Raw genomic sequence first — 22,034 nt, 5'->3', positions numbered from 1 at the left:
CGCAGGAGCTAGCGCCGGCCTTTGCCGATGTGGGCGACGGCCTCGATCTCGACAAGGATCTCCGGGGCCGCCAGTGCGCTCACTTCGACCAAGGTCGAGGCGGGAAAGTCGCCGGCGAAGAATTCGCGACGGGCCTGCCAGACCTTGGTGTTATTGGCGATCTCGGTGAGGAAGATCGTGATCTTCACCACGTCGGACATGGCGCCGCCGGCGGCTTCGACCAGCGACTTGATCTTGCCGAAGATCACCTTGGCCTGGGCGTATTCGTCCATGCCCGCCAGTTCCTTGGGATCGGCGCTGCGCGCGGTCATGCCCGAGACATAGGCGATGCCATCGACCACGAGGCAGTTCGACCAGCGCTCGGCCGGCGGTTCGGCGACGTCGGGCGAGATGACGCGGCGGATGGTCATGGCGTTTCCCCTTGTCTGGTGCGGCCTCAGCCGGGCGTGGCGCCCGAAGCTTTCACGACCGGCGTCCACTTGTCGATCTCGGACTGGATGAAGCGCGTCACCTCGGCCGGCGTCATGGTGCTGCCCTCGGCGCCGATCTCCTCCCAGCGCTTGATGACGGCGGGCTCCTTGAGCACGGCCTGCATTTCGGTCGCGATGCGATCGACGATCGGCTGGGGGGTCTTGGCCGGCACCGAGATGCCGAACCAGGAATAGGAGATCAGGTCGGGATACCCCAGCTCCTTCATGGTCGGCACGTCGGGGAAGGCGGGGCTGCGGGTCTCGCCGCTCACCGCCAGCGCATTCACCTTGCCCGCCTTGATGTGCGGCGCGGCCGACGGCAGCGAGTCGAACATCACCGGCACGTTTCCGGCGATCGTATCGATCATCGCGGGCCCGGCGCCGCGATAGGGCACATGGACCAGGCCGGCGCTGATCACCTGCTCGAGGCGTGCGCCGAGCAGGTGGTTGCTCGAACCCGCGCCCGACGTCGCATAGGAGACCTTGCCGCGGTTGGCCTTCGCGTACTCGACGAACTCCTTGAAGGTCTTGGGCCCGAAGTTCGTGTTGGCGACCAGGACGCTGGGATTGGTCGAGGCGATGGAGACATGGATGAAGTCGCCCATCGGATCGAAGTCGGCGCCGCCATAGAGCGTGGGCGAGATGGACAGGCCGGATATGACCGACATCAGCAGCGTGTAGCCATCGGGGGCCGCCTTGGCGACGAGCGCCGTGCCGACCATCGCGCCCTTGCCGGGCTTGTTGTCGACGATGATGTTCTGGCCGAGCTTCTGGCCGAGATATTCGGCGACCATGCGGGCGACCACGTCGGTGGTGCCGCCGGGCGCATAGGGCACCACGAGTTTGATGGGCTTGGAAGGCCACGGCGCAGCCTGCCCCGAAGTCTGGGCGGCGGCCGGGGCGGAGGCGACGGCGAGCGTCGCGGCGAGGAAGGATCGGCGGTTGAGCATGCGCGGAGTATACTCCGCGCATGAACGATCCCAAGGTCCTCTTCTCCGCCCTGTTCGAACCGCGACGCGTCGCGTTGATCGGTGCGTCGTCCGACATAAGCAGGACGACGTCGCGGCCGCAGCGGTTTCTGCGCCAGCATGGCTTCACGGGGGAAATCCTGCCGGTGAATCCGTCGCGCAGCGAAATCCTGGGCGAGACCGCGTACAAGGACCTCGATGCGATCCCGGGCGAGATCGACCATGCCTACATCCTCCTGAATGGCGCGGCGGCGGTGCGTGCGCTGGCGGACTGTGGCCGCCGCGGCGTCAAGGTGGCGTCGATCCTGGCCGGCGGCTTCGCCGATGCCGGCGCAGCCGGCGCCTCGCTGCAGGATGAATTGTCGAAGGTCGTGCGCGAGACGGGCATCCGGCTGGTCGGTCCCAACAGCATCGGCACGGTCAGCACCGAACCCGCCGTCGCGTTGACGGCCAATGCCGCTTTCGCCGCCGAAAAGCTGCGCGCCGGCAACTGGGGCGTGGTCAGCCAGAGCGGCAGCCTGATCGGCGCGCTCCTGTCGCGCGCCGATGCGCGCGGCATCGGCTTCTCGCGGCTGATCTCGGTCGGCAACGAGGTCGACCTCGCGGTGGGCGAGATCGCCGACCTGCTGGTGGACGATCCGAAGACGAAGGCCATCCTGCTGTTCATGGAGACGCTGCGCGACGGCGAGCGGCTGGCGCGCGCGGCCCGGCACGCCCACGAGGCGGGCAAGCCGGTCATCGCCTACAAGCTCGGACGCTCCGAGATCGGCCAGGAACTGGCGCGTTCGCACACCGGCGCCATCGCGGGATCGGATGCGACCTTCGATGCCTTCTGCCGCCGGCACGGCATCGCGCGTGTGTCGATGTTCGAATCGCTGATCGACGTGCCGGCGCTGCTGGTCGACCGGCCCGCGTCGAGGCGTGGCGGCCATCGCGTCGCCGTTGCCACGACGACTGGCGGTGGCGCCGCCATGGTGGTCGATAGCATGGCGGTCGCCGGCCTCGACATTGCAGGCCCGCCCGGCAACCTCGTGGAGTGGCTGAAGCCGTTCGGCATCGCGGCCGGCGATGGCAAGCTGGTCGATCTCACGCTGGCCGGGGCCAAGCCCGAGATCGTGGCGGGTACGATCGAGCGCCTGCTGGCCGACGACGGCAACGATGCGGTGATCTTCGTGGTCGGCTCGTCCGCGCAGTTCAATCCAGAGCTCGCCGTCGAGCCCCTGTTGCGGTTTGCCGGATCGGGCAAGCCTTTCGCCGTGGCGCTGACACCCTCGGCCGAGAAGTCGCTGGCGTTGCTGACGGCGGCGGGCGTGCCTGCGTTCCGCCATCCCGAATCCTGCGCCGAGGCGATGGCGTTGTGCCTGCTGCGTACGCCGCCGCAAGCGGCGCCGCGCGTCGCGGAGCCTTCGATCGAGGCGCTCTCGGCACTGGAAGCAGGCCGTGTTTCGGGTTTCGACGAACGCCGCGCCGCCGGCTTCTTCGCCACGCTGGGCGTTCCGATGGCCCGGTCGGCGACGGTGCCGGACGCCCGGCGGGTTGCCGCCGCCGTCGGCGAAGTGGGCGCGCCGGTCGTCCTGAAGATCCTGTCGGTGGACATTCCGCACAAGACCGAGGCGGGTGGCGTGGCGCTCGGCATTCCGGATGGGCAGACGGCCGCCGTGGCCGCGCGCGAGATCGAGAAGCGGGTGAAGGCCTACGCTCCTGGGGCGCGCCTGCAGGGGTTCCTCATCCAGAAGATGGAGCGCGGCCTCGTCGAGGTGATCCTCGGCTATCGCCGCGATCCGCTCGTCGGGCCCACGGTCACCGTTGGCCTGGGCGGTGTGCTGGCCGAAATCTACAAGGACGCCTCCACGCGTCTCGCGCCGGTCGACGAACGCGAGGCATCGGAGATGATCGGCGAAGTGAGAGGCCTTGCGACCATACGTGGCTATCGCAATCTGCCGAAGGGCGACGTGGCGGCGCTGGCGAAGACGATTGCGGCCTTCTCGACGCTGGCACACAAGCAGTTCGGCGCTGTGTTGGAAGCGGAGATCAATCCGCTGCTGGTGAAGCGCGACGGCGAAGGCGTCGTAGCGGTCGACGGTTTGGTGGTGTTGGGTTGACGCACGGAAGGACGTGCGTGGTCGGATGCGCACGCCAACGGGCCACGACGTGGCAGGACGCAGTCTCTTCTAGTGCTTCGCCATCGCCGGCCGGTCCATGAGCTGGCGGAAATCGTCGAGGACGAAGTAGGTGTTCTGCAGCCGGTTGATCTCGTAGGGACGGTTCATTGCCGTCGTCGCGTCGAACGGGACACGCTCGACACCATCGCTTTCGATCGCGTGCTTCACCTCGGCGGCCGACGAGAGAATGCCGGCGCCGTAGGCCTTCAGGCCCTTTTCCGTGCGGATCAGGCCGAACTCGACGGTGAACCAGTAGAGACGCGCGAGCAGATGGACGTCGGGGCCGGCCTCGACGCCGCGCCGGCCGTACTCCTGCATGTAGTCGGCGAACACGGGATTGGTGAGCAGCGGCACGTGGCCGAAGAAGTCGTGGAAAAGGTCGGGCTCGACCAGATAGTCGATCTCCTCGCGCGTGCGGATCCACACCGTCACCGGGAAGCGGCGGTGGGCGAGATGGTCGTAGAAGGCGGCGTCCGGGATGAGGCCGGGCACCCCGACGATGCGCCAGCCCGTCAGTGGCTCCAGCCGCGTGTTGACCGCCGCGAAGTCCGGGATCGTGTTTCCGAGTTCGATTGCTTCCAACCCCGCGAGGAACTCGTCGCAGGCATAGCGCTCGGCGAGGGCATGCTGGCGCTGCACGAGCAGCCGCCACACGGCCTGATCCTCGTCGGAATAGAGGTCGCAATGCTGCGGCACCGTCCAGTCGGACGCCATGCCGGCGTAGTCGCCACGCAAATTCTCGAGGGGTGCGCCCATGGTGTTCATCCACTGAATATGGGCGAACGAGGCTGGTGAATCCCGGCGAAGTTGGCTTTGGGGAGGGTTAGTTTTGGCGGTATTCTCTCATTGAGAGCGACTGAAGAGAGAAAGTCTCCATGATCGAGCTTGATGACATCGATAAGCGCATTGTTGCTGCCCTGCAGGCCGAGGGCCGCTTGGCGATGGTCGATCTGGCGGATCGGGTCGGCCTGTCGCCGACCCCTTGCCAGCGCCGCGTCAAGCGGCTGGAGGAAGAGGGCGTGATCGACCGCTATGCCGCCCTGGTCTCGCCGCCGGCGCTGGGCCTTGCCTTGCAGGCGATGGTGCAGGTCACGCTGGAGGATCATTCGGAGAAGACGGTCGAGGCCTTCGAGGCGGCGATCCGCGCGCGGCCTGAAGTCGTGGCCTGTTATGCCATGACCGGCGACATGGATTTCCTGCTGCACGTGCTGGTGCCCGATCTGGCGCAGTTCAGCGCGTTCGCGATGAAGGCGCTGCTGCGCATGCCGGGTGTCCGTGGCACGCGCTCGTCCTTCATCATGCAGGCGGTGAAGAGCGATCTTGCCTGGGCGCCCCAGGCACAGCCCCCTCAGGTCTCTTCGAGAATGCGCCGGTAGACGGGCCGGTCGACGTTGCCGCCGCTCAGGATCAGGCCAACGCGCTTGCCTCTGAAGCGGTCGCGTTCCTGCAGCAGCGCCGCCAGCGCGGCGGCGCCCGCGCCTTCAGCGAGCTGGTGCGTGTCCTCGTAATAGGCGCGCATGGCGGCGCCGATCTCGGCGTCGCTCACCTGCACGATGCGCTCGGCGCCCTTCAGGATCACGTCGAGCGCCTCGGCATCGGGACCGCGCACGGCCATGCCGTCGGCCATCGTGTCGGCGCTGTTGGTGGCCACCACCTTGCCGGCCGCGAAAGAGAGCGCGTAGGCCGGCGCCTCGGTTGACACGACACCGACGATCCGGGTGGCAAGGCCCAGCGCATCGCGCACGGCGATGGTGCCGCAGATGCCCGAACCGAGCCCGATCGGCACATACACGGTGTCGAGCGCAGCCGCGCCGTGGAACAGTTCGAGCGCATAGGAGGCGACGCCGGCGACCAGGTCGCGATGGAAGGAGGGAACCATCGAGAGGCCGCCCTCGCCGGCGAGGCGCATGGCCACCTCCCGGGCGGCGTCGAAATCGTGGCCCGCCTCGATCAGTTCGGCTCCGAACGCCCTCATCGCGGCGTTCTTCTCCACCGAATTGCCGTGCGGCACGACGATGGTGGCGGAAAGGCCGTTGCGCGCGGCCGCGAGGGCAATGCTCTGGCCGTGATTGCCGCGGGTCGCGCTTACCACCCCACGCGTTTCGGGCCGGTTGCGCTTGAGGCGATCCATGTAGACCACGCCGCCGCGCACCTTGAAGGCGCCGGTCGGCGTATGGTTCTCGTGCTTCACCCAGACCTCGCAGCCGGCGCGCCGTGCGAGCAGCGGCCAGGCATACTGCGCCGTCGGCGGCATTGCCGTGTGCACCAGGCGGGCGGAGGACTCGATTTCGTCGAGGGACAACATGGGGCCAGTTTGGGCTAAGATGACTCCGGTTCCAACCGGAGTACCTCATGCCAGTGTTGCCGCGTGCGCTCGAGATCCAGGGCGAGATTTCCGCGATCCGTCGCGATATCCATGCTCATCCCGAACTCGCCTTCGAGGAAAACCGCACCTCCGACGTCGTGGCCGCCAAACTGCAGGAGTGGGGCCTGGAAGTGACGCGCGGGCTGGGCAAAACCGGGCTGGTCGGCACGCTGCGCAAGGGCAATTCGCTGAAGTCCATCGGCCTGCGCGCCGACATGGACTGCCTGCCGATGGACGAAGCCAACGAGTTCGCGCACCGCTCGACGAGTCCCGGCCGGATGCACGCCTGCGGCCATGACGGCCACACCGCCATGCTGCTGGGAGCGGCAAAAATGCTCAGCGAAACGCGGAACTTCGAAGGGGCTGTCCACTTTATCTTCCAGCCGGCCGAGGAGGGTGGCGGCGGGGCGAAGGTGATGATCGAGGACGGGCTGTTCGAGAAATTCCCCTGCGACGCGGTCTTCGCGATCCACAACAAGCCCGGCGTTCCGGTCGGCCACATCGTCACCAAGGGCGGCCCGCTGCTGGCGGCTGCGGACCGCTGGGACATCCGCATCACCGGTCGCGGCGGCCATGCCGCCCATCCCCACAAGACCCTCGATCCCATGGTGGTCGGCGCCAACATCGTCATGGCGTTGCAGACCATCGTTTCTCGCAACGTCGACCCGATCGATTCCTCGGTCGTGACCGTCGGCTTCTTCCATGCCGGTTCGGCCTACAACGTCATCCCGGGCGATGCCCATATCGGCGGCACGACACGCACCACCACGCCCGAGAATCGTGAGATGGTGCGGCGCCGCATCGACGAAATCTGCGAGGGCGCCGCGAAGATGCACGGGGTGAAGATCGAGGTCGAGCACAAGCCCGGCTATCCGCCGACGGTGAACGACGTCGAGCAGGCCCGCTTTGCCATCGACGTGGCGGCCGGCGTCTGCGGCGAACACGCCGTCACCGACAATACCCGCCCCAGCATGGGCGCCGAGGACTTCTCCTACATGCTCGAGAAGGTGCCGGGCGCAATGGTGTGGCTGGGCAATGGCGGCGGCCCGGAAGCGGTCAGCCTCCACAATTCCCGTTACGACTTCAACGACATGGCGATCCCTTTCGGTGTGAGCTTCTTCGTGCGCACCGTCGAGCGGTTCCTCGACCCGAAGGCCGCTTAGGGAAAGAACGGACGCGGACGAACCCATGGAATTCTTCCGCGTCTACGGCCGGGTGATCGGCCTGTTGCGGGCCGAGAAGGGGCTCGCGATCACGCTGGCCCTCGCCAATGTCGCGGTGGCCGCGCTGCAGTTCTACGAACCCGTCCTTTTCGGCAAGGTGATCGACCTGCTGAGCAGCGCGCGCGACAAGCCGGTCGACCTGCTGTGGCGCGAGGCGCGGGACATCCTCGGCCTGTGGGCGCTGGTCGGCATCGGCGGCATCGTGGCCAACATGGTGGTGTCCCTGCAGGCCGACCGGATGGCCCATCGCCGCCGCCTCGGCGCCATGGCCACCTACTTCCAGCATCTGCTGAGGCTGCCCTTCTCGTTCCACAATGCGCAGCACTCGGGCCGGCTGATCAAGATCATGCTGACCGGCGTCGACAACCTGTTCGGTATCTGGCTGTCCTTCTTCCGCGAGAACCTCGCGACCCTGGTGGCGCTGTTCGTCATGTTGCCGCTCAGCATGTTCATGAACTGGCGGCTGGGCCTGCTGCTGCTTGTGCTGATCCTGTTCTTTGCCGTCACCAATGTCTGGGTGGTGAGCAAGACCGACCGTCTGCAGAAGAAGGTCGAGGACCTGCACAGCGAACTTGCCGGCCGGGCCGGCGACGCGCTGGGCAACATCCATCTGATCCAGAGCTTCGTGCGGCTGGGCGCCGAGACGCGCGAGATGCACCGCATCATCGGCCAGACGCTCCAGGCGCAATTCCCGGTGTTGAACTGGTGGGCGTTCCTGTCGGTGCTGACGCGCGCCGCCTCGACCATCACCGTCATCCTGATCTTCGTTCTGGGCACCTGGCTCTACACGCGGGGCGAGGCGACGGTCGGCGAGATCGTGAGTTTCATGGGCTTCGCCACCATGCTGATCGGCCGCATGGACCAGGCGTCGGGCTTCGTCAGCCGCATCTTCTTCCAGATGCCCTCACTGGGGGATTTCTTCCGTGTGCTGGATTCGCAGTCGACGGTGCCGGACAAGCCCAACGGCGTCGATATCGGCCGCGCCCGGGGCGAGGTCGAGTTCGACGACATCAACTTCTCCTACGACGGCAAGCGTCCGGCGTTGGTGCATTTCTCGCTGAAGGTGCCGGCCGGATCGACAGTCGCCTTCGTCGGCCCGACCGGCGCCGGCAAGAGCACGGCGCTGTCGCTGCTGCATCGCATGTGGGACGCCCAATCGGGCGTGGTCCGGATCGACGGCGTCGACCATCGCGACATCAGACTCGAATCGCTGCGGGCGAACATCGGGGTCGTGTTTCAGGACAGCACGATGTTCTACCGCTCGATCGCCGACAATCTGCGTATCGGCAAGCCCAACGCGACGCAGGCGGAGCTGGAGGAGGCGGCCAAGCTCGCCGAGGCGCACGACTTCATCATGCGCCAGCCGCAGGGCTACGAGACGCTGGTCGGCGAGCGCGGCACCACCCTGTCGGGCGGCGAGCGGCAGCGGCTCGCCATCGCGCGGGCCCTGCTCAAGAACCCGCCCATCCTGATCCTCGACGAGGCGACCAGCGCGCTCGATTCGGTCACCGAGGCGCGCATCCAGAAGGCGCTGAAGGTGCTGATGCAGGGTCGCACGACCTTCGTCATCGCCCACCGGCTGTCGACTATCCGCGAGGCCGACCAGGTCGTGGTCTTCGAGCATGGCCGGGTCGTCGAGCACGGCGCCTACAAGGAGCTGATCGCCCGGGGCGGGGCGTTCGCGCGCCTCGTGGCGACGCAGCAGGCTGGCATAGAATCTGCCTGATATCCCCTTGGCGGGCGTGAAATGTCCGCCTAAGAGTCGGCGACAGGGAACTCACGGGGGTCGAGAAAATGAGCAAATTCGCCAAGATGCTGGGCGGCGCAGCGGCTGTTGCGCTGGCACTGGGCAGCCTGCCGGCCAATGCCCAGACCGCGATCAAGTTCACCCTCGACTGGGTGTTCCAGGGCCCCACCTCGCCGTTCCTGGTCGCGCTGGAGAAGGGCTACTACAAGGCCGAGGGTCTCGACGTCACCATGGACCCCGGCCAGGGCTCGGCCGGCGCGGTCCAGCGCGTGGCGACCGGCGCCTACCAGATCGGCTTCGCCGACGTGAACTCGACCATCGAATACAACGCCAAGAACCCGGGCAAGGAAGTGCTCTGCGTGTTCATGGTCTACGACTTCGCCCCGTTCGGGGTCTATGCGCTGAAGAAGAGCGGCATCAAGACGCCGAAGGACCTGGAGGGCAAGAAGCTGGGCGCGCCGGTGTTCGACGCGAGCTTCCGGCTGTTCCCGGCCTTCGCCAAGAAGAACGGCATCTCCAAGTGGGAGCACGTCAACCTGACGCCACAGCTGCGCGAGCAGAGCCTGGTGCAGGGCACCGTCGACTTCATCTCGGGCCACTACTTCTCCTCGATGCTCGACCTCAAGGCGCGCGGCGTGGCTTTCGAGGACATCGTGGCGATGCGCTTGGTCGACTTCGGCATGGACGTCTACGGCAACGGCGTCGTGATCTCCGGCGAAATGGCCAAGAACGAGAAGGCCGTGAAGGGCTTCCTCGCGGCCACGATGAAGGGCTGGAAGGACGTCATCGCCAACCCGCAGCTCGGCATCGCCGCCGCCAAGAAGCGCGATCCGCTGATCGACGAGAAGCTCGAGATGGAGCGCCTCAAGATCTCGCTCGAAACCAACATCCTGACGCCGTACGTGAAGGCCAACGGCATGGGCGACGTCGACCCGGCTCGCTTCGCCCGCGCGGTGAAGGACGTGTCCGAGGCGTTCGGCCTGCCGAACGCGCCCGCGCCGGACAAGGTGTTCAGCAACGCCTACCTGCCGCCCAAGGCTGATCGGATGGTTTCCAAGTAGAGTGAGACTTCCTCCCCCGTCACACGGGGGAGGTGCCCGAAGGGCGGAGGGGGAGAGCAACACCATGAATTTCGCGGTCGAGCCGGTCATGGCGTTGCCTTCCCCCTCCCTGGCCCTCCCCCGTCGGACGGGGGAGGGGAGGATCTAAATGGCCTTCGTCGATCTGAAGGGCGTCAGTCTCACCTATCGGCTGGGCAAGGACACCACTCTGGCGCTCGCCGATGCCACTTTCGGCATCGAGAAGGGCGAGTTCATTGCGGTCGTCGGGCCCTCGGGTTGCGGCAAGTCCACCATCATGAAGCTGGTCACCGGCCTGCTGCCGCCCTCGGGCGGTGAAGTCATGGTCGACGGCAAGAAGGTGAAGGGGCCGATCAAGGGCGTCGGCATGGCGTTCCAGAACCCGACCCTGATGCCATGGCGCACGACCATGAACAACATCCTCCTGCCGATGGAGGTGGTCGAGCCGCACAAGCGCCGCTTCCGCAGCCACCGCGCCGAATATGTCGAGCGCGCCATGAAGCTGCTGAAGACGGTGGGCCTCACGGATTTCGCCGACAAGTATCCCTGGCAGCTCTCGGGCGGCATGCAGCAGCGCTCCAATCTCTGCCGCGCGCTGATCCACGAGCCCGAACTCCTGATGCTGGACGAACCGTTCGGTGCTCTCGACGCCTTCACGCGCGAGGAGCTTTGGGGCGTCATGCAGGCGCTGTGGCTGGAGAAGCGCTTCACCGGCGTGTTGGTGACGCACGACCTGCGCGAGGCCGTCTACCTTGCCGACACCGTCTATGTGATGAGCCGCCGCCCAGGGCGCATCGTGCTCGCCAAGAAGATCGACATTCCCCGGCCGCGTACCCTGGCGACGACCTTCGAGCCGCATTTCGTCGACATCGTCCACGAGCTGCGCGACCGCATCCACCAGGAGCACGCGCCATGACCGACCTGCGGCGCGAGGCGCTGAAGCATGCGATGCCGTGGCTGTTCCTGGCGGGCCTGCTGATCGTCTGGGAAGTCAGCTGCATCGTCTTCCAGGTGCCGGAGATCATCCTGCCGAAGCCGACCAAGATCTTCGCCGTCTTCTTCCAGCGGTTCGACATCCTGATGGCCTATTGCTGGGACACGCTGTGGACCACGACGGTCGGCTTTCTTCTGGCGATTGCTTTCGGCCTGCTGCTTGGTCTTGCGATCGGCGCCTCGCCTTTCGTTTACTCCGGTCTCTATCCGCTGCTGATCGCCTTCAACGCCATCCCGAAGGTGGCGATCGTGCCGATCCTGATGATCTGGGTCGGCGTCGGCTCGCTCCCCGCGGTCATCACCGCCTTCGTGATCAGCTTCTTCCCCATCGTGGTGAACGTCGCGACTGGCCTCGCCACCATCGAACCCGAGATGCGCGACGTGCTGCGCAGCCTCGGCGCCTCCCGGCTGGAGATCCTGACCAAGGTCGGCATTCCCCGGGCGATGCCCTACCTGTTTGCGAGCCTCAAGGTCGCGATCACGCTTGCTTTCATCGGCTCGGTGATCTCCGAGACGGTGGGCGGCAACAACGGCATCGGCTTCCTGATGTTGTCGGCGAGCGCCCGCAACGACGCGCCCACGACCTTCGCGGGCCTGTTCGCCATCGCCATCATGGGCGTGGCGATGTACGCGGTCTGCGCGATGGTCGAGAAGCGCATGACCCGCTGGGCCTTCCGCGGCGAGATCGTCGCCTAGTTTTTCCGAACCCTCTCCCTTTGGCAGGGGATGGGAACATGAAAAAGGGCCGCCCGTCTTTTCGGCGGCCCTCTATCGCGCATACGGTAGGCGAAAAGAAACAGTCTGGCAACGCGTGGTGCATCGTAATAGATGACATCCCCTTCGCGACCCAATTTGCGATCCAAGGGGACTGTGATGACCGCCTGCGGACTGGATTTCGGCACGTCGAACTCGGCGATCGGCGTGGTGCGCGGCGGTGCGGCCGTGCTGGCGCCCGTCGAGGGCGGCAACACGCTGCTGCCGAGCGCGGTCTTCTTCGATAGCGAGACCAGGGGCAGGGTGCTGCTGGGCGAGGCGGCGATCGCCGCCTATGTCGATCACACGGAGGGCCGCCTGATGCGGGCGCTCAAGTCGATCCTGGGCTCGTCCCTGATCGACGAGGAGACGAGTCTCGGCGGACGCAAGGTGCCGCTGACCAAGGTCGTCGAGATCTTCGTGAGGCATCTCAAGGAGCGGGCCGAGGCGTTCGCCGGCGCGGAGATCACGTCCGTCGTGATGGGCCGCCCGGTCCGCTTTGTCGACGACGACGACCGTGCCGATGCCCGCGCGCAGGAGGTGCTGGAGCGCGTGGCGCGCGAGGCCGGCTTCCGCGACATTGCCTTCGCCTACGAGCCGATCGCGGCCGCACATCACTACGAGCGGACCGTTCGGCGCGAGGAGCTGGTGCTGATCGCCGACATCGGCGGCGGCACGAGCGACTTCTCCATCGTGCGTGTCGGCCCGGAGCGCCGCGATCTCGCCGACCGCAGCGGCGACGTGCTGGCGACGACGGGCGTGCGGGTGGGCGGCACCGACCTCGACGCCGCGCTCAGCCTCGCCTCGGTGATGCCGCTGCTCGGCCTCGGCACGCAGCTCGTCGAGAAGAACCTGCCGATGCCCAACGCGCTCTATCACCAGCTCGCGACCTGGGCGACGATCAACTTCGCCTACACCTATCGCAACGAACGCGAGATCGCGGAGCTTCAGGCGCTGGCGGCCGAACCGGAGAAGGTCGCGCGCCTGCTGAAGCTGGTGCACGAGGGCCTCGGCCATCGCGTGGCCTTCGCCGTCGAGGAAGCCAAGATCATCCTGAGTGCGGAAGACCGCGCCGCCATCCCGCTGGCCTTTCTCGAGGCCGGCCTCTCGGCGCTGGCCACGCGCCGCAGTTTCGACCGTGCGATCGGTGCTGAGACCGAGCGGCTCCGGCAGGCGGCCGGCGCCTGCATCGCCGCCGCCGGCCTGAGACCCGACGAGATCGAGACGATCTTCCTCACCGGCGGCTCGAGCCGCGTCCCGGCCGTGCGCGCCGCCGTCGCGCAAGCAGCGCCTTCCGCGCGCATCGCCGGCGCTTCCGACCTCCTGTCCGTGGCGCTGGGCCTCGCACAGATGGCAGGGCGGTTGGGGTGATCCATCTGCTTCCGTCGTCTCGACCGGGGCCCCGGCGACGGAATCAGACCTGCGAATCGAAGAAGGCGTCGGCGTCGTCGGTCTCGACCAGCCGACCCTTGCGGATCTCCAGGAACCGTGTCGCCACGGTGCGCGTGAAGAAGCGGTCGTGGCTGACGAAAATGCAGGAGACATCGCTCTTCTCGAGCTGCGCCTCCAGGTCTTCCTGGCCCTCGATATCGAGATGGTTGGTCGGCTCGTCGAGGATGTAGAAGTTCGGCCGCAGCAGCTTCATCTTCAGGAACACGAGCCGGGCGCGCTCGCCGTAACTCAGGACGCCGATCGGTTCCTTGAGACGGACGAAGGCGAAGCCGGCGCCGGCGAGCTGGCGCACCGCGTCCTTCTCGGTGACGCCCTCGGCCTCGACCACGTAGTCGAGGATTCTCGTCGTCGTCGGCAGGTCGCTCATCGTCTGGTCGAAATAGGCCAGACGGCAGGCTGGATTGAAGCGTACCGGGGCCTGTCCGTCGTAATGCTCGCGCCCCGGGTCGTACGCAGCGGCCAGCGCGGCCAGCAGCGTCGACTTGCCGGTGCCGTTGGTCCCGAGCAGGGCGACGCGCTCGCCGGCCGCAATGGTCAGCCGCTCGATTCCGATCAGCGTGCGGTCACCGCCGGGCACCTTCACGTCGAGGTTCGAGAGGCGCAGCGCCACCCTGGCGTCGATGTCGCCGTCGGCCAGTTCCAGCCGGCGCTCGCGCGCGACATAGGTCTGCGTGCGCTCCTTCTCGATGCGGGCGATGCGGCTCTCGACGGCGTTCTTGCGCTTGTTGAGGTCGGGGTTCTTGACCGCCCAGACCTTGTAGCGTGCGGCGGCCTGCTCCAGCCGCTTGATCTCCCGTTCTTCCTGGCGTGCTCGTGCCGCCGCGGTGGCGTCGCGGCGCAGCAGCTCCTCGCGCGCGACCGAGAAGCGCGTCTTGAAGGCGTGCACGCCATCGGCGCGCAGGAACAGCGTGCGCTCGGTCACCCGGTCGAGGAACTCGCGGTCGTGGCTCACGATCAGCATCGGCACGGCGAACTCGGTCGTCAGCCAGCGTTCCAGCGTGTTGATGTTGGCGAGATCGAGATGGTTGGTCGGCTCGTCGAGGATCAGGATATCGGGCTCTTCGAGGCGCGCCGCCGCCGCGATCAGCATCAGCCGTTGCCAGCCGCCCGACAGCGTGCCGAAAGGCTTGTCGAGAATCTCCGGATCGACGCCGATCTCGTCGACCAGCACATCGATGCGCCAGTCCTCGCCCTCCTGACCGACCCTGGCCAGCGACTGCGCCAATACCTCGCGCACCGGCTGGGCGGCCAGGCCCTCTGGCACATGCTGCGGCACCTGGCCGATGCGCAGGCCGCGCGAGCGGATCACCTGGCCGGCATTGAGTTCGAGCGCGCCCGTCAGGCATTTGAGCAGGGTCGACTTGCCCGCGCCGTTCTCGCCGACCAGCGCCGTTCGCGCATCGTCCAGCAGGAACGACACGTTCTCGAACACGCGGCCCGAGCCGTAGAAGAAGGAAGCCTGCTCCATGCCGAGCACGGCCTGACGCGACGCCATGGTCTGTCCTGACGCGAAAGCGACGGCGGCTTTACCACTGCTCTGCGGCCCGGGCGAGAGGGAATGGCTCCCGCAGGCTTGCCGGGCGCGCGGTCGCGTGAAAGCATTCCCGCAAACGAGAACATGGAGGAAGCCCGATGGACGTCGGCATGATGATGGTCTTCACCAACTACGGCTGGGACGATTGCTCCGACCAGCGCGTGTGGGACGAGGAGATCCGGTTGGCCCGGATCGCGGCGGACTCGGGATTCGACTGCCTGTGGTCGGCCGAACATCACTTCGCCGACTACTCGTTCGTTCCCGACAATCTTGCGCTGATGACGCACCTGACGGCGCTCTGCCCGAACATCGACGTCGGTACAGCGGCCGTCATCCTGCCGTGGCACGACCCGCTGCGTGTCGCCGAGAACGCCGCCGTACTCGACCTCCTGAGCAAGGGGCGGCTGCGACTCGGCATGGGGCGTGGCCTGGCGCGGCGCGAGTTCAACGCCTTTCGGCTAAGTATGGACGAATCGCGCGGCCGCTTCGACGAGGCGGCGCCCATGATCGTCGAGGCGCTTCGGACCGGCTTCATCGAAGGCGACGGCAAATACTACAAGCAGCCGCGCGTCGAGATCCGGCCGCGGCCGCAGCATTCTTTCGACGGCCGCATCTACGCCGTGGCCTCGAGCGAGGATTCGATCGATTCGGCGGCGAAGCTCGGCGCCCACATGGTGATGTTCGCCGACCGGCCCTGGGAGATGCGGGCACCGATGATCGAGAAGGGGCGCCATCTCCACCGGCAGTATCACGGCACCGAGCCGCCGACGGTCATGCTGACCGAGTTCTGCGTCTGCGGGCCCAATGCCGCGACCATCGAGGACGAAGCACGCCGCTATCAGGGCAAGTTCGTCGAGAGCAACTTCCACCACTACGAATTTCTCGGCGAGCACTTCAAGACCGTGAAGGGCTACGACTCCTACCAGCAGAAGGCCGAGATCGCGCGCAAGGGTGGCCTGGACGGCGCCATCACGGGCTTCATGCAGGCGGCGTCCTGGGGCACGCCGGACAAGATCCTGCGTGGCCTCGAGGCGCGCCGCGAACTGCTGGGCGACTTCGAGATGAACGTCGCCTTCCGCTTCGGCGGCACGCCCTACGAGGTGAGCGAGCGCGGGCTGAAGCTGTTCGCGAAGGAGGTGCTGCCGGTGGTGAAGTCGTGGGGACCGGTGAAGGCGGCGAAGGCAGCATAGGAGCAAAGGTCCCTCGCTACGCTCGGGATGACACCGGTTTCGCGATCGGCGTACCGCGCCAACCCAACAACATTTGTCATCCCGAGCGTAGCGAGGGACCTTTGGCTTTCAAATCAGCACCCCATCCCGCGCGACGACGCGGCCCGCTTTGACGACGAGGCTGCGGCGTCTGCGGTTGGCAACGGCTTCGGCGAGCGTCGTGGCCTCGACCGTCACGAAGTCGGCCGGGCCGCCGACCTTCAGACCGTAGTCGTCGAGGCCGAGCACGCGCGCGGCCGCCGCCGTCACCATGTCGAAGGCCAGTGCCAGTTCCTCGTCGTGGCGGAAGTTGGCGCGATAGCCAATCAGCATGGCGCGTTCCAGCATGTCGCCGTTGCCGAAGGGCGACCAGGCATCGCGGATATTGTCGGAGCCACCGAACACTTCGACGCCATGCTCACGCAGGAGCTTGAGGGGTGGGATCGTGGCGCCGCCGGGGCCGTGACTCATGATGGCGACGCCCGAGCGGGCCAGCGTGTCGGCGGCCCGCGTGGCGCTGTCGGTCGGCACCGAGCCCAGCGCAAAGGCGTGGCTGACGGCGACCTTGCCCTGCAGGCCGAGCGCTTCGGTGCGCGCGGCGATGGCCAGAATCTGGGCCAGCCCGGCCTCTCCGCCATCGTGCAGATGGATGTCGATGCCTGCGCCGCGGCGCTGGGCGATCGCGAACACCGCATCGAGATGGGCGTCGAGATCGCCGTCGATGCCGATCGGATCGAGGCCGCCCACGAGGTCCGCGCCCTCAGCGATCGCCTCGTCGAGCAATTCCGCCGTGCCGGGCGAGCGCAGGATGCCGCTTTGCGGGAAGGCCACGATCTCGATGGTGACGAGATCGCGGAAGTGCTCGCGGATCTTCAGCACCTCATGGAGGTTCCGGAGCCCCAGCTGGTTGTCGATGTCGACATGGCTGCGCATGTGCAGCGTGCCGCTGGCCACGACCTGTCGCACCAGGTTCGAACCCGTCTCGAACTCCGGCACGGTGCGCGCGGCGCGAACCCGGCGCTCGGCTTCGATGCGGTCGGAGACCTTGTTGCCCGCCGACTGGTTGGGCACCCAGGGCAGCCCGAGCAGCGTCTTGTCGAGATGGATGTGACCGTCGACCAGCGGCGGCAGAACGAGCCTGCCGCCGAGGTCGATGCTATCCGGATCGGCCGCGCGCGCCGTGCCCGAGACGGGGAGGAGGGCGGCGATCCGCCCGCCCTCGACCTCGATATCGTGCCGGCTGCTGTCGGGCAGCGTGGCGTTGCTGAAACGCACGCCTCGGCCCGCCCTACGCGGCCGCCGTCGGGCCGCCTTCCTTGCGCGTCTGCGCAACGGCCTCGCGCGCGGCCTTTGCCATCAGGCCGGCATCGTTGGCGATCGTGACGAGCTGGAAGCCCTTGTGGACCATCTTGGCGGCGTAGCTGCCGGTGCCGTTGTGCAGGCCGGCGAACTGGCCGCGCTTCTTCGTGGCGGCGAGCAGCTTGTCGTAGATCGCCAGGATCTGCGGCTCCTCGCGGTCGAGCATCGGCTTCAGGCCGAGCGACAGGCCGAGGTCGGACGGTCCGATATAGATGCCACTGACGCCCGGCACGTCGAGAATGGCGTCGATGTTGTCGATCGCCTCCTGCGTCTCGATCATCGGGATGATCAGCACCTCGTCGTTGGCCATCGCCTGGTAGGGTGTCGCCTCGCCATAGGCGCCGGCGCGGATCGGGCCGTTGGAACGCTTGCCCTTGGGCGGATAGAGCGCATAGGAGACCAGCGCCTTCGCTTCGGCCGGCGTGTTCACCATCGGGCAGATGACGCCCCAGGCGCCGCCGTCCAGCACCTTGCCGACGATACCGGGCTCGTTCCACGGCACACGCACCAGCGGGGTGATCGGGTACTTGTCCATCGCCTGAAAGCAACGGACCATCGAGAGGTAGTCCTGCACGCCATGCTGCATGTCGACGGTGACGCTGTCCCAGCCGCACTGCGCCATGGTCTCGGCGGCGAAGCCGTCGGGGATCGCCAGCCAGCCATTGACGCAGGCCTTGCCGGCCTGCAGCCGCTTCTTCAGCATGTTCGACATCGATACGTTTCCTCGAAATTTGAAAACGCGCGAGTTTACACAGCGACGGGGGATTGCGTGACGCTTTTGTCGCTGCGGGCCGGCGGGATGGCCGTCGATTTGGCACCGCAGGCCGGCGGCTCGATCGCCCGCTTCGCCCTCGAGGGCGTCGGCGACCTGTTGCGGCCGGCTACGGATGGGGCACTTGCGTCCGGCACGGGCAAGGACACGGCCTGCTATCCCCTGGTCCCGTTTTCCAATCGCATCGCGAACGGTCGCCTTGCTTTCGGTGATGAAGTCCTCCGAATCCGGAACAACTGGCCCGGTGTGCCTCATCCGATGCACGGCGAAGGCTGGGCGGCGGCTTGGCAGGTTGTCCGGCAAGAGCTTGATCGGGCCGAGCTCCTCCATCTCCACGAACCCTGCGCGGGAGGTACCGGCTGGCCCTTCCGTTATCGTGCACGCCAGACCTTCACCCTGAACGAAGACGGCCTGATGGTCGGCCTGTCGGTCGAAAATCTGGAAGACCGCTCCGTGCCGATGGGGCTGGGCCTGCATCCTTTCTTCGTGCGGGATGCCGATACAGCACTCGCTTGCCGCCTGTCGGGCGTGTGGGAGACCGACGCCGAGGTGCTGCCGATCCGGCACGTGCCACTGCCGTCCGGATGGGACTTCTCGAACTCGCGCCGGATCGAGGGACTGGGGCTCGACCACTGCTTCGGCGGCTGGGACGGGAAGGCGTCGATCACCTGGCCGCGTCAGGGCATCCGCCTCTTCCTGTCCGCGACGGAGGCGTTTCGTCATCTGGTGATCTATGTTCCCGACGGCCAACGATATTTCTGTGTCGAGCCGGTCAGTCATGCCAACGGCGCGGTCGGTCAGAATCCGCTGGCCGCCGGCGCCACGTTGGCTGGCGAAGTCTCGTTTCGCCTGAGCAGGATCTAGAAGGAACGTCATGTCCTCATTCGCCTCCTATCCCAGCCTCTCGGGGCGGACCGTCTTCGTATCGGGCGGCGGCTCCGGCATCGGCGCCTCGATCGTCGAGCATTTCGCCGAGCAGGGTGCCAGGGTCGGCTTCGTCGACATCGACGAGGCGGCCTCGCGGGCGCTGGTCGACAGGATCGAGGCGCGGCGCCTCACCGTGCCGCTGTTCGTGCCGTGCGACATCCGCGATGTCGCGGCCTATCAGCGGGCCATCGAGGGCGTGGCGGCGAAGCTCGGGACCATCACGGTGCTGGTGAATAACGCCGCGCGCGACGATCGCCATACGCTCGACCAGGTGACGCCGGACTTCTGGGATGAGCGCATCGCGGTCAACCTGCGCCACGCCTATTTCGCGATCCAGACGGTGGCACCGTCCATGAAGAGGGCGGGCGGTGGCTCGATCGTGAACTTCAGCTCGGTGAGCTACCATACGATGACGCCCAACCTTTCCGTCTACCAGGCGGCCAAGGCGGCAGTGATCGGGATGACGCGCGGTCTCGCGCGCGATCTCGGCGGCGACAACATCCGCCTCAATGCGGTAACGCCCGGCTGGATCATGACCCAGCGCCAGCTCGACCTCTGGGTCACGCCCGAGGCCCGGGCGGCGCAGCTCAACGCCCAATGCCTCAAGGAGCTTCTCCACGCGCCCGACATCGCGCGCATGGTGCTGTGGCTCGCCGCCGATGACAGCCGGCTGGTCACGGCGCAGAACTTCGTGATCGACGGAGGCCGCATTTGACCGCGACTGGCATCGCCTCGCTGCCGCGCCGCTTCCTGCATGGTTGGATGCACGTGGTCCGGCACATGCTGCCGCCCACACTCTACTTCTTCGTCGCCTTCAACCTCGTCGTCTTCACGACAAACCTGCTGACGCACGACTACTGGTTCAACCTCACCGGCTTCATGCTGGCCAGCACCACCGCGCTGGTCGTCGGAAAGGTGGTGCTGATCGTCGACAAGGTCCGCATCATCGACAAGTTCCGGGGCGCACCGCTCATCCAGCCCATCCTCTACAAGACGGTGTTCTACGGCATCGTCGTCACGATCGTTCGATTTCTGGAGAGGATCCTGCACTTCGCCTTCGATGCGCGCGGCTTCGATGCCGCGGCCCAGGCGGCCATCCTCGATTTCAGCTGGCATCGCTTCGTGGCCGTGCAGATCTGGATCTTCGTTTCCTTCCTGCTCTACGTGACCGCCAGCGAACTGAATGCGTTGGTGGGCGATGGCCAGCTGCGGCGCCTCTTCTTCCATCACCGCTCGTCCGAATATCGCCTGACCCGGCGCCAGCACATCCGCGCGCTGATGGAGATCAGCCGGCTGGCGCGCGACACGCCGCACGAACGGCTGCTCGATCCGGCGACGCCCCAGGGCAGCCGGCTGTCGGAGTTGATCGACAGGCTGCGGCGACGCAGCGCCTGACCGGTCGCAGGACAAGTGGCCGCCGACGCGAACTGGCGCTGGATCGCCTGGCTGGTCCTCGGGATCGGCGGGCTCATTGCGGCCGCCGGCGTGGCCATCGGTGTCGGCAATCTGCGCCACGTCCTCTACGGCGAGCGCGCCGACGGCATTGTCACCGAGATCGTACGCGACGGAGACATGTATGCGCCGGTCGTTCGGTTTCGGCTACCGCTGGGCGAGTCGATCGAGGTGCGCGATCTCGCCAGCGGCGCACCGGACTTTGCCGTGGGCGATGCCGTCACCGTCCTCTACCGGCCCGAGACGCCCGCGGACTTTCGCCTCCAGACGTTCGACCGGCTCTGGCTCGTGCCGCTGCTGCTCGCAGGCTTCGGCGGCTTCTGGCTGATGTTCGGCGCGATTGCGTGGGCGTTGTCCAACGGTGCCGATCTTGCGGCCGTGGGTGAGCGCGCCTTCACCGTGATCTCGGTGTCGGCCCTGCTGATCGGCATCTTTGCGCTTTGGAGTGCGGTCGATCTCTATGCCAGCGGAGGCCGCGCCCGAGGCAAGGTGCTGGAAATACGCGAAAGCCGCTCGATCGTGACGGAGGAGGTGACGACGCCTGCCGGTCGCGAGGTGCGTCGCGATGTCGAAAGAATATCCTACGCCCCGGTGGTGCGCTTCACGACGCCGGAGGGCCGCGAGGTCGAGTTCCATGGCCGCGGCGGCAGCGGCAGTTCGTTCGCTGCGGGCGATATCGTGAACGTCGTCTACGACCGCCGCCAGCCGGGCCGCGCCCGCATCCTCTCATTCATCGATCTCTGGCTGCCCGCGGCCGTCGCCTTCGCGGTGTCGCTGCTGTTCGGCGGCGCCGTGCACCTGTCGCGTCGGAGCCGGAACAGGCGGCTGCCCTCCTGAGCCGGGCGACGCGGATCAGAGGCCCGTGCGCTCGATCCAGGCGCCGAGCAATCCCGACAGTTCCCGCGGCTTCTCGAGCGGCGCCATGTGGCCGCAGTCTTCGAGGATGCTGAAGCTCGAGTTGGGCAGAGCCTGCGCCATGCGTTCGGTCTCGGCGAAGGTGCGCAGCCTGTCCTGGCGGCAGGCGACGACCAGCGAGGGACAGTCGATCCGTTCGAGGTCGGCATAGCCGTCTCGCCGGACGAGGGCGGCCTGGCGCTTGCGAACCTCCGGGCCGAGCCGGCGTTGCATGCCGCGCAGGCGGTCGAGCAGGACGGGATCGGTGTCTCGGTCGGGATGCAGGCCGAGCGCGTTGGAGGCGGCGCCGGCCGCGCGCGGCGGCCGGTCGCCCGGCCGGTAGCCCGACTGGCGACGCGCGCGCTCCTCGTCGGAGTAGCCGCGCGCGGAGGAGGCGACGAAGGCCACGCCCGTCACGCGCTCCGGCGCCATCAGCGTGAGCACGCGCGCTACGAAGCCGCCCATCGAGAAGCCGACCAGCACGAAGCGCTCGGGCGCTTCGGCCAGCACGCGCCGGGCCATGCCTTCCAGCGAATCGTCCTCGTAGACGTTGCCGAAGAGAAGGGATCCGAGCGCTTCGATATCGGGGACCATATCGGTCCACAGATCGGCGTCGCACATGAAGCCGGGAAGCAGGACGAGGGAACGCATCGGCGGCGATCTTCCCATCTCTCCT

General features: G+C 67.0%; 21 protein-coding genes. 13 read left to right on the top strand and 8 right to left on the bottom strand.

All coding sequences use genetic code 11. The features are described 5' to 3' along the window. Positions 1–8: 8 nt before the first annotated feature. Positions 9–410, bottom strand: coding sequence for a RidA family protein (locus tag LJ725_RS13765; protein ID WP_230551236.1), 402 nt, complete (start codon positions 408–410; stop codon positions 9–11). A gap of 26 nt (positions 411–436) precedes the next feature. Continuing rightward, a complete protein-coding gene (locus LJ725_RS13760; protein WP_230551235.1) occupies positions 437–1,420 on the bottom strand; it encodes a Bug family tripartite tricarboxylate transporter substrate binding protein in 984 nt (327 codons plus the stop codon). 20 nt (positions 1,421–1,440) lie between these two features. Here LJ725_RS13760 and LJ725_RS13755 point away from each other — a divergent pair, with 20 nt between their 5' ends. Continuing rightward, positions 1,441–3,540, top strand: a complete 2,100-nt coding sequence (locus tag LJ725_RS13755; protein ID WP_230551234.1) for an acetate--CoA ligase family protein — start codon at positions 1,441–1,443, stop codon at positions 3,538–3,540. Between the two features lie 69 nt (positions 3,541–3,609). Here LJ725_RS13755 and phhA read toward each other — a convergent pair whose 3' ends face one another. Further along, positions 3,610–4,356, bottom strand: coding sequence for a phenylalanine 4-monooxygenase (phhA, locus tag LJ725_RS13750; protein ID WP_230551233.1), 747 nt, complete (start codon positions 4,354–4,356; stop codon positions 3,610–3,612). A 119-nt stretch (positions 4,357–4,475) separates the two neighbouring features. Here phhA and LJ725_RS13745 point away from each other — a divergent pair, with 119 nt between their 5' ends. Continuing rightward, positions 4,476–4,976: an Lrp/AsnC family transcriptional regulator gene (locus LJ725_RS13745; protein WP_230551232.1), complete on the top strand. Its 501-nt coding sequence runs from the start codon at positions 4,476–4,478 to the stop codon at positions 4,974–4,976. On the opposite strand, the gene LJ725_RS13740 is transcribed toward LJ725_RS13745, so the two are convergent. Beyond that, on the bottom strand, positions 4,949–5,905 hold the full coding sequence (locus LJ725_RS13740) for a threonine dehydratase (protein WP_230551231.1): 957 nt from the start codon (positions 5,903–5,905) through the stop codon (positions 4,949–4,951). The genes LJ725_RS13745 and LJ725_RS13740 overlap by 28 nt on opposite strands. Positions 5,906–5,952: 47 nt before the next feature. Between LJ725_RS13740 and LJ725_RS13735 the strand changes: the two genes are divergently transcribed. The 6 genes from LJ725_RS13735 (at position 5,953) to LJ725_RS13710 (ending at position 13,131) form a co-directional block, all read left to right on the top strand. Continuing rightward, positions 5,953–7,128, top strand: a complete 1,176-nt coding sequence (locus tag LJ725_RS13735) for a M20 aminoacylase family protein (RefSeq protein ID WP_230551230.1) — start codon at positions 5,953–5,955, stop codon at positions 7,126–7,128. A 25-nt stretch (positions 7,129–7,153) separates the two neighbouring features. Then, on the top strand, positions 7,154–8,914 hold the full coding sequence (locus LJ725_RS13730; protein ID WP_230551229.1) for a glucan ABC transporter ATP-binding protein/ permease: 1,761 nt from the start codon (positions 7,154–7,156) through the stop codon (positions 8,912–8,914). 68 nt (positions 8,915–8,982) lie between these two features. Continuing rightward, on the top strand, positions 8,983–9,996 hold the full coding sequence (locus tag LJ725_RS13725; protein ID WP_230551228.1) for an ABC transporter substrate-binding protein: 1,014 nt from the start codon (positions 8,983–8,985) through the stop codon (positions 9,994–9,996). Between the two features lie 148 nt (positions 9,997–10,144). Beyond that, complete coding sequence (locus LJ725_RS13720; protein ID WP_230551227.1) at positions 10,145–10,930, top strand: ABC transporter ATP-binding protein; 786 nt, start codon at positions 10,145–10,147, stop codon at positions 10,928–10,930. Further along, entirely contained in the window at positions 10,927–11,703 is a 777-nt protein-coding gene (locus tag LJ725_RS13715) for an ABC transporter permease (RefSeq protein ID WP_230551226.1), read from the top strand. The genes LJ725_RS13720 and LJ725_RS13715 overlap by 4 nt, the downstream gene beginning before the upstream one ends. Before the next feature lie 177 nt (positions 11,704–11,880). Beyond that, the gene (locus LJ725_RS13710; RefSeq protein ID WP_230551225.1) at positions 11,881–13,131 is read left to right on the top strand and encodes an Hsp70 family protein; all 1,251 of its coding nucleotides are present in this window, start codon (positions 11,881–11,883) and stop codon (positions 13,129–13,131) included. A gap of 43 nt (positions 13,132–13,174) precedes the next feature. On the opposite strand, the gene LJ725_RS13705 is transcribed toward LJ725_RS13710, so the two are convergent. After that, positions 13,175–14,707 carry an ABC-F family ATP-binding cassette domain-containing protein gene (locus tag LJ725_RS13705; protein WP_230551224.1) on the bottom strand — a complete coding sequence of 511 codons (1,533 nt, stop codon included), beginning with the start codon at positions 14,705–14,707 and terminating at the stop codon, positions 13,175–13,177. Between the two features lie 137 nt (positions 14,708–14,844). Between LJ725_RS13705 and LJ725_RS13700 the strand changes: the two genes are divergently transcribed. Continuing rightward, positions 14,845–15,936, top strand: a complete 1,092-nt coding sequence (locus LJ725_RS13700) for an LLM class flavin-dependent oxidoreductase (protein ID WP_230551223.1) — start codon at positions 14,845–14,847, stop codon at positions 15,934–15,936. Positions 15,937–16,044: 108 nt separating this feature from the next. Here LJ725_RS13700 and LJ725_RS13695 read toward each other — a convergent pair whose 3' ends face one another. After that, complete coding sequence (locus tag LJ725_RS13695) at positions 16,045–17,229, bottom strand: amidohydrolase family protein (RefSeq protein ID WP_230551222.1); 1,185 nt, start codon at positions 17,227–17,229, stop codon at positions 16,045–16,047. A gap of 13 nt (positions 17,230–17,242) precedes the next feature. After that, complete coding sequence (locus tag LJ725_RS13690) at positions 17,243–18,025, bottom strand: HpcH/HpaI aldolase family protein (RefSeq protein ID WP_230551221.1); 783 nt, start codon at positions 18,023–18,025, stop codon at positions 17,243–17,245. Between the two features lie 57 nt (positions 18,026–18,082). Here LJ725_RS13690 and LJ725_RS13685 point away from each other — a divergent pair, with 57 nt between their 5' ends. The 4 genes from LJ725_RS13685 to LJ725_RS13670 are packed head-to-tail and all read left to right on the top strand — an operon-like array spanning position 18,083 to position 21,301. Next, the gene (locus LJ725_RS13685) at positions 18,083–18,949 is read left to right on the top strand and encodes an aldose 1-epimerase (protein ID WP_230551220.1); all 867 of its coding nucleotides are present in this window, start codon (positions 18,083–18,085) and stop codon (positions 18,947–18,949) included. 10 nt (positions 18,950–18,959) lie between these two features. Continuing rightward, positions 18,960–19,727, top strand: coding sequence for an SDR family NAD(P)-dependent oxidoreductase (locus tag LJ725_RS13680; RefSeq protein WP_230551219.1), 768 nt, complete (start codon positions 18,960–18,962; stop codon positions 19,725–19,727). Further along, positions 19,724–20,407: a hypothetical protein gene (locus LJ725_RS13675; protein ID WP_230551218.1), complete on the top strand. Its 684-nt coding sequence runs from the start codon at positions 19,724–19,726 to the stop codon at positions 20,405–20,407. The genes LJ725_RS13680 and LJ725_RS13675 overlap by 4 nt, the downstream gene beginning before the upstream one ends. A gap of 15 nt (positions 20,408–20,422) precedes the next feature. Next, a complete protein-coding gene (locus LJ725_RS13670; protein WP_230551217.1) occupies positions 20,423–21,301 on the top strand; it encodes a DUF3592 domain-containing protein in 879 nt (292 codons plus the stop codon). Between the two features lie 15 nt (positions 21,302–21,316). Here the strand turns inward: LJ725_RS13670 and LJ725_RS13665 are convergent, their stop codons facing one another. Then, positions 21,317–22,009 carry an alpha/beta fold hydrolase gene (locus LJ725_RS13665; RefSeq protein ID WP_230551216.1) on the bottom strand — a complete coding sequence of 231 codons (693 nt, stop codon included), beginning with the start codon at positions 22,007–22,009 and terminating at the stop codon, positions 21,317–21,319. Positions 22,010–22,034: the final 25 nt, after the last annotated feature.

The sequence above is a fragment of the Reyranella aquatilis genome, assembly GCF_020880995.1.
GTDB lineage: Bacteria > Pseudomonadota > Alphaproteobacteria > Reyranellales > Reyranellaceae > Reyranella > Reyranella aquatilis.
This window is presented reverse-complemented; position numbering and strand designations above follow the sequence as displayed.